The sequence below is a fragment of the Vibrio sp. ZF57 genome, from assembly GCF_001691235.1.
GTDB classification, from domain to species: domain Bacteria; phylum Pseudomonadota; class Gammaproteobacteria; order Enterobacterales; family Vibrionaceae; genus Vibrio; species Vibrio crassostreae_C.
Genome location: NZ_MAKD01000019.1, coordinates 94,856 through 108,326, shown reverse-complemented (window position 1 = coordinate 108,326; position 13,471 = coordinate 94,856). Strand labels below are relative to the sequence as shown.

General features: G+C 44.9%; 10 protein-coding genes. 7 read left to right on the top strand and 3 right to left on the bottom strand.

All coding sequences use genetic code 11. The features are described 5' to 3' along the window. Window positions 1–40 precede the first annotated feature (40 nt). From malT to sstT, 7 genes are all read left to right on the top strand, one after another. Complete coding sequence (malT, locus tag A6D97_RS02735; protein ID WP_017067440.1) at window positions 41–2,749, top strand: HTH-type transcriptional regulator MalT; 2,709 nt, start codon at window positions 41–43, stop codon at window positions 2,747–2,749. Window positions 2,750–3,308: 559 nt separating this feature from the next. Beyond that, a complete protein-coding gene (locus tag A6D97_RS02730; protein WP_065583788.1) occupies window positions 3,309–4,229 on the top strand; it encodes a DUF368 domain-containing protein in 921 nt (306 codons plus the stop codon). Window positions 4,230–4,432: 203 nt separating this feature from the next. Continuing rightward, on the top strand, window positions 4,433–4,873 hold the full coding sequence (locus A6D97_RS02725) for a hypothetical protein (RefSeq protein WP_017064235.1): 441 nt from the start codon (window positions 4,433–4,435) through the stop codon (window positions 4,871–4,873). Then, window positions 4,870–5,466, top strand: coding sequence for an SCO family protein (locus A6D97_RS02720; protein WP_065583787.1), 597 nt, complete (start codon window positions 4,870–4,872; stop codon window positions 5,464–5,466). The genes A6D97_RS02725 and A6D97_RS02720 overlap by 4 nt, the downstream gene beginning before the upstream one ends. 85 nt (window positions 5,467–5,551) lie before the next feature. Then, window positions 5,552–6,010 carry a copper chaperone PCu(A)C gene (locus tag A6D97_RS02715; RefSeq protein WP_065583786.1) on the top strand — a complete coding sequence of 153 codons (459 nt, stop codon included), beginning with the start codon at window positions 5,552–5,554 and terminating at the stop codon, window positions 6,008–6,010. A 469-nt stretch (window positions 6,011–6,479) separates the two neighbouring features. Then, window positions 6,480–7,544, top strand: a complete 1,065-nt coding sequence (gene rsgA, locus A6D97_RS02710) for a ribosome small subunit-dependent GTPase A (protein ID WP_065583785.1) — start codon at window positions 6,480–6,482, stop codon at window positions 7,542–7,544. A gap of 391 nt (window positions 7,545–7,935) precedes the next feature. After that, window positions 7,936–9,150 (top strand): serine/threonine transporter SstT, encoded by a 1,215-nt coding sequence (gene sstT / locus A6D97_RS02705; RefSeq protein WP_004732110.1) that lies wholly within the window; start codon window positions 7,936–7,938, stop codon window positions 9,148–9,150. A gap of 205 nt (window positions 9,151–9,355) precedes the next feature. Here the strand turns inward: sstT and A6D97_RS02700 are convergent, their stop codons facing one another. The 3 genes from A6D97_RS02700 to A6D97_RS02690 all read right to left on the bottom strand — a co-directional run bounded on the left by A6D97_RS02700 (window position 9,356) and on the right by A6D97_RS02690 (window position 13,375). Next, window positions 9,356–10,576: a tetratricopeptide repeat protein gene (locus A6D97_RS02700; protein ID WP_083190205.1), complete on the bottom strand. Its 1,221-nt coding sequence runs from the start codon at window positions 10,574–10,576 to the stop codon at window positions 9,356–9,358. Window positions 10,577–10,889: 313 nt separating this feature from the next. Beyond that, the gene (locus A6D97_RS02695) at window positions 10,890–11,492 is read right to left on the bottom strand and encodes a response regulator (RefSeq protein WP_065583783.1); all 603 of its coding nucleotides are present in this window, start codon (window positions 11,490–11,492) and stop codon (window positions 10,890–10,892) included. A gap of 14 nt (window positions 11,493–11,506) precedes the next feature. Then, the gene (locus tag A6D97_RS02690; protein ID WP_065583782.1) at window positions 11,507–13,375 is read right to left on the bottom strand and encodes a sensor histidine kinase; all 1,869 of its coding nucleotides are present in this window, start codon (window positions 13,373–13,375) and stop codon (window positions 11,507–11,509) included. Between the last annotated feature and the right edge of the window lie 96 nt (window positions 13,376–13,471).

The following is a 13,471-nucleotide window of genomic DNA, read 5'->3' as shown; positions in this document are numbered from 1 at the left end:
ATTCCAGAACATAGCCACGGAATAGGTGTAAAACTTCGATATGTGGATCCCTTCGAAACTGACTCGTCCCGGCCGCTTACATAATGCAATCCTACGACCTAGGGTTCTCGATCTGCTTCACAATGCAGATTGCTATAAGCTTGTGTTGTTCCGCTCTCCAGCGGGCTACGGCAAAACCACCATGGCTGCACAATGGTTGGTAGATAAACCCAATGTGGGTTGGTACAGCATTGATGATAGCGACAACGATGCCTTCCGCTTTATCAACTACCTACTTCAATCACTTAATAAAGCGACTCAAAATGCCTGTCCGAATGCCCAAAAGCTGGCAGAAAAACGACAGTTTTCATCGCTGCATTCTTTATTAAGTGAAGTATTTGCCGAGATGTCGGAATTCCATCACGAGTGTTTTCTGGTGTTGGATGACTATCACTTGGTCAACAATGACGACATCCACGAAGCCATGCGCTTCTTCCTCAAACACATGCCCGATAACCTAACGTTGGTTGTCACCAGTCGTGGTACGCCACCACTTGGTACAGCAAACCTGCGCGTTCGTGACTTAATGATCGAATTAGGTAATGACTCGTTGGCGTTTGATACCGAAGAAACCACACGCTTTTTCAACCAACGCGTAGCCGACGGCATTGATGACACGACGGCAGATAGCATTTGTAGTTATGTAGAAGGTTGGCCTTCTGCACTGCAACTTATCGCGCTACAAGCACAACACCAAAAACGCACTCTTGCACAGTCCGCAGAGTCGTTCTCTCACTTTAATCACGCCCATCTTTGGGACTACTTGGTTGAAGAAGTATTCGACCTGCTAGACAAAGAAACCCGACAGTTCTTGATGCAATGTTCTGTGCTTGATCACTTCAACGATGAGCTTGTGTGTGCACTTACACAGCGTGAAGATGCGTTAGGTATGATCGAATCACTCAACCGTTTTGGTTTGTTCATCTACCCGCTTGAAGGTGAAAAGAACTGGTATCGCTTCCATAACTTGTTTGGTGAATTCCTCGCACATGAGCGCCAAGCTCGAATTCCTCAGCAAGAAGCTGAACTGCATCGAAGTGCTGCAAAAGCGTGGATCAAGCAAAACACACCACACCAAGCACTACGTCACGCACAGCGCGCTGAAGATCCAGAACTGATCATTCAAATCCTGACTGAGCACGGTTGGCCGATGTTCAACCAAGGTGAGCTTTCGTCATTAGAAATGGCGATCAAACAGCTAACCACAGATCAACTATACAGTGAGCCAAAGCTTTCGATGTTGCGCGCTTGGCTTGCACAAAGTCAGCACCGTTATGACCAAGTGGGTACTTTGTTGGAAGAGGCTGAGACTCAATATCAAGCTCGAAACATTGAGCTCGATACTCAGCAGCAAGGCCAATACAACGCCTTGCGCGCCCAAGTTGCCATCAACAGCAATGAGCCTGAGAAAGCATTGGAATTGGCTGAGCTTTCATTGAGCCAACTGAACACCACAGTTTATCGTAGCCGCATTGTTGCAACCTCGGTTGTGGGCGAAGTGAATCACGTAATGGGTAATCTGAGCCGTGCTCTACCAATGATGCAACAAACCGAGAAGCTGGCTCGCCAATATCAGGTTTACCATCAGGCTCTGTGGGCGATTCTGCAACAAAGCGAAATCTTGATTGCTCAAGGTTATGTTCAAGCTGCATTTGAACTACAAGACAGTGCATTCAAATTGATTGAAGAACATCAGCTTCAATATGTGCCGTTGCATGAGTTCTTGCTGCGTGTTCGCGCTCAGATCTTCTGGTGTTGGAACCGACTAGATGAAGCGGAAGAGTGTTGCTACAAAGGCTTAGATATCCTTGGTCACCACTCTCCGAGTAAACACCTGCACAGCTATTCTATGTTGGCTCGTATTTCATTGAGCCGCGGCGAGATTGATAAAGCGTCGAAATTTATCGACCAGATTCAGCACCTATTGCGTCAATCGACTTACCACGTAGATTGGACGGCAAATGCTTCTTTGTCTTTGATTCTTTTCTGGCAAGTAAAAGGCGATAAAGAGGCGATACGTGATTGGCTGAGTGTGGCGGTTCGACCTGAATCGGCAAGTAACCACTTCTGCCAACTTCAGTGGCGAAACATCGTTCGTGCTCACATCATCCTTGAGCAATATGAAGACGCGGAAGAAGCGCTGACCTTCCTTAAGAGTGAAGCCCAGCGTTCGCACCTGATTACCGACACCAACCGCAACTTGATCGTTGAAGCCGTGTTACGTACACAAATTAACGATGAAGACAGCGCACGAGTACTGCTTGAAGAAGCGCTTCATATGACTAACCAAACCGGTATGGTCGGTAACTTCTTAGTAGACGGTGGGACCATCGGGCATATCCTAGATAAGTTGAGCAACAAGCCAGGCTTAGGTGATTTAGAACGTCACCGCGCACAACAAATCATGAAGGATATCTCAACTACGCAACGCAGTCGTTCGGTGCATTTCGATGAAGACTTTGTTGAGAACTTGGTTAATCACCCGAATATTCCTGAGCTGGTGCGTACTAGCCCACTCACTCAGCGTGAATGGCAAGTGCTTGGTCTGATCTATTCAGGATTCAGTAATGAGCAGATCGCTCAAGAACTCGATGTAGCGGGTACCACAATCAAGACTCACATCCGTAACCTTTACCAAAAGCTCAACATTGCTAACCGTAAAGAAGCAATCAGCACAGCGGAAAACTTGCTGCAGTTGATGGGATACTAAAGCGGATTCGAGATTCGAGATTCGAGATTCGAGATTCGAGAAAAGTTTAAGCTAGTCGCCAATGGTGGCTAGCTTTTTTTTGCTTGGGACATGGGAAAATAGCAACTTACCAAACGACAGGCAAAAAAATAGCCAACCGCAATAATCGCGATTGGCTCTATATATTTGTGAACAAATCATAAGTTCACTAACAACGTCAGTTGGCTAGGTGACCCTCGGCTTAAGAAGGGTCAATGTATATAATGCAGTTAGCGTGCCAACTTTTATTCGACGTTTTATAAGCCCTGCATCGCATAAAAACCATGAATTTGTCATGCGAATTGCAAAGTGCATTTGCATAATGCAACCAAGATGCAATATCGATAAGAGATCTGTTTCATCGCTGCTGTTAATGACAAATCACTAAGTGGTTGTTATCTAAATGTTAGGCAAATATTCAATTCAACTTATTGCCTAACAATTAATAGAGTAATAAAAGCCCTTCCCCAAAAGCATATTCATACTTTTTTTACACTAAAGTTTGTATACTGCACAAAATCATCCTCAACTCTATGAAGCAATGAACTACTTAAGTACTTTTTTCAAAGGCATGGCTATGGGCGCAGCAGACGTTGTTCCTGGCGTGTCGGGCGGAACCATCGCATTCATCACTGGTATCTACGATACGCTGCTAGAAAGCATTCGCAGAATTAACCCTAGCGTACTTGGCTTATGGAAACGCGAAGGCTTCAAAGCCGCGTTTAATCACATCAATGGTTTCTTCCTAATTTCACTGTTCGCGGGCGTATTCACGAGCATTGCGACATTCGCAAAATTGATTTCTTGGTTATTAGTCACCCACCCTGTTCCACTGTGGTCTTTCTTCTTCGGCCTGATCTTGGTCTCGGTTTTCCATATTCTTAAGCAAGTAGAGAAACGCGATATGATTCGCTTCGTGTTTTTGCTGCTTGGCGTTGCTTTCGCTTATAGCATTACCGTGCTTAAACCGCTGCAAATGGAACCAACCAGCATCAACGTATTGATTGCGGGTGCGATTGCTATCTGCGCGATGATTTTACCCGGTATTTCAGGCAGCTTTATTCTGCTCCTGATTGGCATGTATGGCCCCGTGCTTGGCGCCGTTAAATCATTTCAAGTCGATGTACTTGCGCTATTCCTTGCGGGCTGTGTGATCGGACTGCTGACTTTCTCACATGTACTGTCTTGGCTATTGCGTTCATTCCGCGACTTCACATTGGTATTCTTAATCGGTTTGATGATCGGTACGCTGCCTAAGATCTGGCCTTGGAAAGAGACCATCAGCTGGCGCACAAACTCAAAAGGTGAACAAGTTCCTCTGATTCAAGAAAACCTATCACCGTTTGATTTTGAAGCGGTAACCTCTCAGCCTTCTCAGTTGGTCATGGCGATTGTGATGATGTTTGCTGCGATTGCATTGGTTTTAGGCCTGGAGAAGTTCGCAGAGCGTAACGCTGACTAATCATTCAACGTATTTCTGGAACATGTTCAGAATGGATAGAACTTAGAAATACTAAGCTCACATATCTATTCAACAGACAAAAGCGAAGCCAAAGGCTTCGCTTTTTTAGTTCTACCATACGCACAAAATTGCTTTTTGATACAAGCACGTATTGAGTGGTGTGATACCATCGCCGTTCTTATAAAATCAAATGAGAACACGACATGCACCCAGCATTAAAGGTTGCTGCGCTCGGTATTGCGCTGGTCGCTGGCTTTTATGGACCACAGGCAGTCGAGCAATTTAAATCGGTAGTAGAGAGCCACTCTCCTGACGTCAACTTAGATGACTACTGCATGCTTTCAACAACATGGTGTGAGCAAGACAGCGTTGCTATGACCCTTGAGCATGAAACAGCTCAACCTCTAGTCCCAACAAAAATCAAAGTGGTGTGGGAAGGCGCGGCCTCTGAAACCTTGATGCTATCGCTGACCGGTTTAGAGATGGAAATGGGCTCAGCACGTTTCCAATTAAAAAATACTGGTAACAACATCTATGAAGGTGATGTCATTTTACCCGTGTGTACCATGGATCACATGACTTGGCTTGGTGAGCTCACCGATGGTGTTGAAACCGTAAAACCTGCAATAAGGATGGCAAGATGAGTAGAAATTGGTCGTTAGCATTGGTTGTCGCTTTTGTACTTGGCTTTGGTGTCAAAAGCTATCTTGATGGGCAAAACGAAGTTCAAGAACAACACGCTGCAAAACAAGAGTTCTCCGCAACGACTCTTTTCGGCAAAGACAACCAACCAACGGAAATCTTTGACCAAACCGATGACAGAATTCGCATCGTTTACTTCGGTTTCACACGTTGCCCAGATGTATGCCCTACTTCTTTGGCTATGTTGGCCGGAGCACTTAACCAAGTCTCTGATGAAGCAAAAGCCAAGATTCGCCCGATGTTTGTCTCTCTCGACCCTGAGCGTGATGCAGCAGAGGCCTCATACGAATACGCACAATACTTCCACCCAATGATGGAAGGATTAAGTGGTCCTTTGGATGTGACAACCACGCTTGCACACAACTACGGTGTTATTTTCAGAAAGACCAAGCTGGAAGGTTCAGAGTTGGAATACACCCTTGACCACAGCTCATATTTTTATTTTTTAAAGCCCGACGGTACCTTGATTACCAAAGTGCCGCATACGTTAACGCCAGCGCCGATTGTTGAGGCCATCAACCAATTGACGCAGTAAAACGTAAAAATAAAGAACTTAACCAATAAAGTTCGAACAAAAAAGTCAGGTCCCAGACCAAAACATAAAAATTAAGGACAACAACATGAAGTTAAAAGCACTTGCTCTAGCAGGCTTATTGCTCACTCCCCTTGCTCACGCTAATAGCGACATTATGGTTCATGACGCGTACGCTCGTGCAACACCGCCTTCAGCAGTGAACAGCGCGGTATTCACGACTCTGATGAACCACAGCGATAAAGATCGCGCTATTGTTTCTGCGACAACGCCAGCAGCAGGAAAGGTAGAACTTCATGATGTTATCGTTGACGGCGACGTAATGAAGATGCGCCAAGTTCAACAAATCACAATCCCTGCAAATGGTGAAGCGGTACTAAAGCCAGGTAGCCTACACATCATGTTGTTCGACCTAAAAGATGGTCTAAAAGAAGGTGAGCAGATCGAAATGACTCTGACTTTCGCTAACGGTGAAACGCAAACCTTTGACGCGCCGGTTAAGAAAGTAATGAGCGGCATGAAAAAGATGAATCACGATCATCACTAATCGGATTCATAATCAATGAAATAAATTAAGCCACGATGACTTCTCGCCATCGTGGCTTTTTGTTAAACTGAGCGCGCTTTTTATTCAAAGCCTGAACACATCAATAAACCAAGGAGAATAGAAGATGATTGTAATGAACACACTAAAACTGGCAGTAAAAGTAACGCGTTAATTTGTTTGGTTAATCAAACTTAAACACCGATCTACCAACTTATCGTCATCCATTGACGACCGCACACTTTTACCCGGTTTACTGTTGATCATAAGTGATCAATACCTGCATGCCCAACAACGCATGACTAAATCCGGGGTCCTATCTATTTGAATTCGACCCAAGCACAAAACATTTTTGACGTCTCGACGCTTTTTGATATGACTAACGCTTTTCGATCTCATCAACAACCTGAGATCTTACAAGACGTTAATGCTCTCATAAGAAAAGAAAGCTCGCACGTCTGGGTAAATAGACATGAATTCACAAAACGCATTTTCTCATCCAATGTCACTTCAACAACTTGGATGGCAACCTGTATTCCAACAACAACTGACACTCGAAGACTATGACCATTCCGTCATTGCTCGCATTACCGCGCACCATCGCAGCGGTTATACGCTTGCGTCAGAACAAGGCGAAATCGTTCTACCCGTTCATCAAAACCAACCCGCAATGACGGTTGGCGACTGGGTGATATTAAACGTTGATTTACAATTCGACCGCTTACTTGAGCGTCAGTCTCTCTTCAGCCGTAAAGCAGCAGGTCGTCGTGTGGCGGAGCAGTACATTTCAGCCAATATCGACACCGTGTTTATCGTGGTTTCGTTAAACAATGACTTTAATCTAAGCCGTATCGAACGCTACCTAGCACTCGCCAATGAAGCACAGGTTAAAGCGGTTATCGTACTGACCAAGAAAGACTTGTGTGACGACTACCAAGACAAAGTACAACAGGTACAAAGCTTAGACCCGATGCTGATGATCGAAGCGGTCAACAGCCTAGATCAAGACTCAACCCAAGTACTTTCACCTTGGTGTAAAATCGGCAAGACCGTCGCGCTAATGGGCTCTTCTGGTGTGGGTAAGTCGACTTTGGTTAACTCATTGCTAGGTGAAGCATCGCAGGCAACTGGTGGCATTCGTGAAGACGACAGCAAAGGTCGACACACAACGACGTCACGCTCACTGCATTTACTGACATCGGGCGGCTTACTGCTTGATACGCCAGGAATGCGAGAGTTGCAACTTGCAGACTGCGCCGAAGGGGTAAGCGAAACCTTTTCTGATGTCGAAGAGTTAGCTATGCACTGTCGTTTCTCTGATTGCCATCATGAATCAGAGCCTGGATGCAAAATACGCAAAGCCATTGAGAGTGGAGAGTTGTCTGAAAGACGATTTAATAACTATCAAAAGCTATTGCGAGAGCAAGCCAGAAATGGTGCCTCATTGGCAGAGCAACGTGCTAACAGTAAGCAGCTTTCGAAGATGTACAAAACCGTTCAATCAGAAAGTCGAAATCTTAAAAAAGCTTCTGACTAAACCTTTAAGTTAACGACTATAAGTTGTATTTGAGACAAGCTTAGCCCCTTAGTGTTAAACACGTGGGGCTTTTTGTTTCAATTTGGTCTTAGTGTGACTATTTATGCACATAATGTTCTTACCAATAGTCGTTTACATTTCCAAATTTACAGTATATTGAGTCTATTAAATGTCATTTTGTAGATTTATAGCTCAATCAAAACACATTTGATTAACATTTAGCTCTAAAAACACCACGTAGCGCAAACAATCACCCTAAAAGTAAACTATTCCTAGACACCCTCTTAGATCCCGCTAATATGACCGCCCATTCCACTAGTGTATAGTTGGATTTGGTACAACTTTATAAAAAAATACATCACTATAATAAATTAACAATTGCAGGTATTTTATGCAAAATCACAACATGCTCGCCCGCATCGCTCGTGGAAATCTCGTTCTACAGATCCTTGCTGGTATTGTTTTCGGTGTCGTTCTCGCCATGGTTTCTCCTTCAGCAGCTCAAGATGCAGGCCTATTAGGTAGTCTGTTTGTTGGTGCTCTGAAAGCTGTTGCCCCAATTTTAGTATTCATTCTTGTTGCAGCTTCTATCGCAAACCAAAAGAAAGGTCAGCATACTCATATGCGTCCAATCATTGTGCTTTACCTGATTGGTACGTTCTCTGCAGCACTAACTGCTGTAGTACTGAGCTTCATGTTCCCAACCACTTTGACACTGGTTGCTGGCGCTGAAGGTGCTAACCCTCCTCAAGGTATTGCAGAAGTTCTTCATACGCTTCTATTCAAGCTTGTAGATAACCCAGTTAGCGCACTAATGAACGCTAACTACATCGGCATTCTTGCTTGGGCTATCGGTCTTGGTCTTGCACTGCACCACGCATCTGCAACAACCAAAGCGGTTTTCGAAGACCTTAGCCACAGTGTTTCACACATTGTTCGCTTCATTATTCGTCTTGCGCCATTCGGTATCTTCGGCCTTGTTTCGACTACATTCGCAACAACGGGCTTCGATGCACTAGCAAGCTACGGTCAACTACTAGCGGTTCTACTAAGCTCAATGCTGATCATTGCTCTTGTCGTTAACCCACTGCTTGTCTTTGTAAAGACAAAACAGAACCCATACCCACTTGTACTGCAATGTATTCGTGAGTCTGGTGTAACGGCATTCTTCACTCGTTCAAGCGCTGCAAACATCCCAGTGAACATGAACCTTTGTAAGAAGCTAGAGCTAGATGAAGATACTTACTCTGTATCAATCCCTCTAGGCGCAACCATCAACATGGCGGGTGCTGCAATCACCATCACTGTGTTAACGCTTGCAGCTGTACACACAATGGGTATTGAGATTGATATCTTCACTGCGATTCTACTAAGCCTTGTTGCTGCAATTTCAGCATGTGGCGCATCAGGCGTTGCCGGTGGTTCACTGCTACTGATTCCTCTAGCTTGTGGCCTATTCGGTATCTCAAACGATGTAGCGATGCAGGTTGTAGCGGTTGGTTTCATCATTGGTGTGATTCAAGATTCGGCTGAAACAGCACTTAACAGCTCAACTGACGTAGTGTTCACTGCGGCTGTATGTAAAGCTGAGCAAAACAAAGCTTAACAGCTCTTGGTATTAGGCTTTAGCTCTAAGCTCTAAGCTCTAAGCTCTAAGCTCTAAAAGCAAATAGCACACAAATAAAAAGGGAAGCATTCGCTTCCCTTTTTTGTTGTCTTGGTTTTCTAGATTACGGTTAGAAGCTATATAGATTTATAGATTTATAGCTTCAGTCATTTTTGTCTAACTCATCAAAGCTAACCAACACGTTTTAGTGGTTGCTTTTCCAGCTTGGATCCACGGCTGCCTGACTGAAGTCTAGAGGGTCACTATTTGGGGTCGCTTGTCTCTCTGTTGATGCTTGCTCGGAATTAGGTTGTTGGCTGTAATCAACATTCGTATCTTGAGCACTCGCCGTTTGAGTATCTAGATGGCTCGCATCTACTTTTAATGCCTCACCTTCTTCATCAGACGCTTCTTTCACTTTCTTAGGGATCGGTATATTGCGCTTGTAGAGCTTATTGAGCGCTTTAATGATTGAATGCTTAGTGATCGCTTCTTGAGTCAACTTAGTCATGATCGGCTTAGTCAGAGCTTGTAAGCCCACGACGGCATCGACACCCAGTTCACCACCAACTTTATCCCGCAAATGCTTCGCTTCTGAGTAGCCAAAATGAGCAGACAAAAATAGCCAGATATAAGCAATCGCGTTGCCGTGTTCACCATGGTCAATCCAAGCTTCGCCAGCTCTAAACATGGCTTCTGCACTGTTCTTTTCTGCGGCAGTTTCAAACCAGTACACCGCTTCGCCGTGATTCGGTTCAACACCAACACCGTTCAAATAGCTCATACCCAGTTTGATCTTGCCGTCTAGGTTGTTTTTTTCAGCGGCCTTTTGGTACCACTCGACAGAGCTTTCAGCCGAGTAATCTGGATTCTCTTTATCTAGACACCAGTCACCGATAAACAGCATCGCTTCGGTATTACCACCAGCCGCAGACTCTTCAATATAGGTATAACCCTTAGGGATGTTCTTATCGGTTCCACGACCAAAGACGAGCGCTTTGCCCACCTCGAATTTCGCCGATACGTCATTGTCTAAAGCAGAGATTGCTAACTGCCAAAAGTTGGCTTTCTCTCTTAAAATCAGGTCTTCTTTACGCTTCATACTTAGGCGCACAATGCCGTACATGCCATTGATATTATCGAGTTGCGCCGCTTTGTCGTACCAATACAGAGCTTCCTTAATATTGTTACGTTCCGCTTCTTTTGCCAAATACAGAATCGACGGTACATGGCCGGTTTCGGCTTTGAAGTGACGCTCTTTTTGCTCTTGTATGCGCGCTTTTTCAATCGCTTTTCGGTAAGCGACAGCACGAGCCTTACGTTCTTGTTCCAAGCGCTGCTTTCTTAGCGATAAAGAGATCAGCCACACGGCGACAAGTATTAACGAAAGAGCCGTCGCACCAATTGCGATTCCCATTGTACTCATAAAATATTTTAACCTAACTCGGCTGATACTAGCCCCGATATCGGGAAAGTGATCAACCCATAGTGAATGGTATGTTTCTAATTACAGGGAAAAGCGCCGTTATTAAAACGTTCCGCCCTAAAATGAACTCAGTTCAGTATCTCAGGAATACATAGCGATCAAAAGTCTACTAAGACCTATCGTTATGCACTCCATAAATGGTGTGATCTTGCTTCAATAGAGTTCGATAATGAAGACCATCTTTCAATAAAATAGCCTTAAACAAAGACAACGAAATTGATGAATACCTATCAACAATTTCGTGTCGCTGTAGTTAGTTCAGTTGGCCGTATATGTAAGCCAGCTCAGCAACTGTCTTCGCTGAGAATTTCTTCATTAAACTCGCTCGGTGTACTTCTACCGTTCTCATCGCGATACATAATTCATCGGCTATTTTCTGGTTACGCTTACCGTCGATAATTTGTTTGAGGATGTCTATCTCACGCTCAGTTAACGACGTATACGCTTGGCGATAAACATTCATGTGTAAATGCTTTTCAGAAGCATCCAAACCTTGTTTGATTGCCTCAGCTAACTCACTGCCTTTAACTGGCTTTTGAAAGAAGTTCACCGCGCCGGCTTGTAAGGCTTCAACCGCCATTGGCACATCACCGTGACCCGTCAGGTAAATCACCGACAGTGGGCTCTGCGCTTTCACCATCAACTCATGAACTTGCTGCCCTCTCATCTCTGGCATTCGACTGTCTAACACCACACACCCCGGCGCACTCAAGTCCACTGAGTCTAAAAAACTGGGACCATCTTCAAAAGCTGACACAGTGAAATCATGCTCTTCTAATAGAAACACCAACGAGTCACGCATCGACTCATCGTCATCAACCACATAGACCGGCAACGTTTGATGAAGTTCAGACATAACAAGATTCCTTATCAATCATTTGAAAGAGAAAAAGGTAACGTCACTGCGACGTGACAGCCGTGAGGAGTTAATGATTTGATGGCCATTTGGCCACTGTGGTCTTCAATCACATCTTGGCAAATCGCCAGCCCTAAACCCAAGCCGTTTTCTTTGCTGCTCACAAAGGCTTGAGTGACTAGTTGCTCAGTGAAATCTAAACCGGTGCCATTATCGATAATCGACAGTATCATTTTATCCGGTTGATACTCGGTAATCACTTTAATTGTCGATGGTTCGTTGCTTTTGTTACCAATATCAGACGTAGCGCTTTGTTCGCGATGCATCTGAGCATTACACGCATCAGTCGCATTGTTGATCAAATTTACAACTACCTGCTGCAATCCGATAGGGTCAACATGTAGCTTGATAGGTTTACCCACAACATAACGTTCAATGGTTATCTTGTGTTTCTGTAATCGAAATTGCAGTAGCTCGATGGTATCTGTAAGAAGCACCTCTATATCAGTTTGAGATTTATCTGATGAGCGTTTTTTGATCATGTTTCTTAGGCGCTGGATAATCGCATCAGCACGGTCCACTTGAGACTGTATCTTCTCAAATACAGGCTCTATGTCAGTCAGCGGTTTGTTCTTCGAAATCCGCAGTAAACCACCTTCGCTATAATTCCGAATAGCTGCCAAAGGCTGATTAATCTCGTGTGCCAAGCTACTTCCCAGTTCACCAACTACCGCGATACGCTGTGAGTGCTCTAGCTGTTCACTCTTACTTTTCAGCTTGTACAGCGTCGCTTCTAGTTGCTTTTTGCTGCGACTGAATTTGTATTCCAACCAGAAGTGGTAAGCATTCAGCGACACGACAAGAATAAAGAACGCCCATGCCCACTGTTGATTGTACTTGAGCCAGATTAACGCTTCTTTCCACCAAGGTTGTTGCAGTGGATGCATGTCGAGTTGTTGGTATAGCTTATCGATCGACAGCAAGCTTGTGGGTGACGTCCAGCCCGATGCATTCGCTGCAACGGCTGGCGCACTGCTTTTTGGCATCGCAAATAACACCTGACTCATTTGTTTCGCCAGTGCCGAAGACGCTCTCTCTGTTTTGGCAAACGACCAGTTAGGGTACAAAGGTGTAGACACCTGACATCGGAACCCTTCTGGTGCTTGATTCTCGATAACACGATATTGACCCGCCACCAGCAAACCTTCGCTGATCATGCTCTCAACCAAACACGCAGGCACCACCGCAGCTTCAATGTGCCCTTCACGCAGCTGATACAAGCTGGCATCAATAGGGAAACCTAAGAACTGAGTATTAGAGAAAAAGTGATTGGGGTTGAGCCCTTGTTGCATCACTTGGTAACGCATAGTGAGGTAACCACCAAAAGCATTTTCAGAGACTGCCGCAATCGGCTTACCGCTAAGTTGTTCGAGAGAGATATAAGGCGACATTCTTCTCACCACCAAGGCGGAACCAATACTGCGTGTATTACTGGTGCCTTGAGCTTCAAAGTTATGACTGGTCATGGTTGCCATCCAAGAAAGCGCATACTGGCGTCCTAATCGAACCGCCTGACCGGGGTTGGTGATAACAAAATCAACAGTCACATCTTTTACCGCTTCGGCCATCTCTTCCAAGTTGAAAGGCTTGAGAACAAAGTGTTTTCCGGGAATGCGCTCCGACAACCAATCCATTGTCGGCTGCCAACGCTGCTGTGCGGAAAGCTTACCTCGAGTCGCCAACACGCCAACTTCTATGATTTGCTCAGACTCAACAGTGCTTGTCGTTGCAATCTCTTGCTCCGATTGAGCCGCTAAACACGCGCCTGCGGTTAGGCTCAACCAACAAAGGCCAACGATTGTCATTAGGTTTCTGACTGTCACTGAAATCTCTTTCTCCAAACGGACTGTTTATTCAATTTATTCTCAATTCATTTTATGTCAGCGGCGTGTTTCGCGCTTAGCTCATGCTTGAGCGCC

What these genes read in the sequence shown, in the direction of transcription:
- malT (WP_017067440.1), top strand. Translation starts at nt 41, where the DNA reads ATGTGGATCCCTTCGAAACTGACTCGTCCCGGCCGCTTACATAATGCA.
- A6D97_RS02695 (WP_065583783.1), bottom strand. Translation starts at nt 11,492, where the DNA reads ATGTCTGAACTTCATCAAACGTTGCCGGTCTATGTGGTTGATGACGAT.
- A6D97_RS02700 (WP_083190205.1), bottom strand. Translation starts at nt 10,576, where the DNA reads ATGAGTACAATGGGAATCGCAATTGGTGCGACGGCTCTTTCGTTAATA.
- rsgA (WP_065583785.1), top strand. Translation starts at nt 6,480, where the DNA reads ATGAATTCACAAAACGCATTTTCTCATCCAATGTCACTTCAACAACTT.
- A6D97_RS02720 (WP_065583787.1), top strand. Translation starts at nt 4,870, where the DNA reads ATGAGTAGAAATTGGTCGTTAGCATTGGTTGTCGCTTTTGTACTTGGC.
- A6D97_RS02730 (WP_065583788.1), top strand. Translation starts at nt 3,309, where the DNA reads ATGAACTACTTAAGTACTTTTTTCAAAGGCATGGCTATGGGCGCAGCA.
- sstT (WP_004732110.1), top strand. Translation starts at nt 7,936, where the DNA reads ATGCAAAATCACAACATGCTCGCCCGCATCGCTCGTGGAAATCTCGTT.
- A6D97_RS02715 (WP_065583786.1), top strand. Translation starts at nt 5,552, where the DNA reads ATGAAGTTAAAAGCACTTGCTCTAGCAGGCTTATTGCTCACTCCCCTT.
- A6D97_RS02725 (WP_017064235.1), top strand. Translation starts at nt 4,433, where the DNA reads ATGCACCCAGCATTAAAGGTTGCTGCGCTCGGTATTGCGCTGGTCGCT.